General features: G+C 60.3%; 1 protein-coding gene. It reads left to right on the plus strand.

The window, feature by feature from the left end:
• Positions 1-16: 16 nt before the first annotated feature.
• The coding region (locus tag EOA33_RS38765) for a hypothetical protein (protein ID WP_210212673.1) at positions 17-428 on the plus strand (412 nt) is incomplete at its 3' end.

A 428-nucleotide genomic window follows, 5' to 3' on the forward strand; every position in this document is an offset into this window, starting at 1 on the left:
GCCTGAGGCCCTCCAGTTGGGATCGCCGACCTGGCGGTCATACATGGTGGGCCTAGGGACACGCACCGATTATCGTGCCCTTTGGCAGTCATTTGCCGACAGCGTCAAATACCGGTCGCTCGAACCGGCACGCTATAGTCTCGGCAAGGAACTGGGAATCTCCATTCGCCCGAACGAGCATCGCAACATCACGCTCGCGCAGCTCGGCCTCAAGGTTCAGCGCCAGACGGCTTTCCAGTTCAAAGGTCAGGATTTTCTCGACGCGGCACGTCAAAGGCTGTTCGGCGAGGCCTCGGATTCCGTCTTCACGGTCATGCCGCGTTCTGCCAGCGTTGAGGGTCCGGCAGGGAACCAGGGTTGGGCCGTGGAGCTGACATTCAGCCTCGCCCTTCGCTCAAAGTCGGCAATTTTGAAGGACGGTGAAAGCG

It is taken from the genome of Mesorhizobium sp. M4A.F.Ca.ET.050.02.1.1 (assembly GCF_003997725.1).
Lineage (GTDB): Bacteria > Pseudomonadota > Alphaproteobacteria > Rhizobiales > Rhizobiaceae > Mesorhizobium.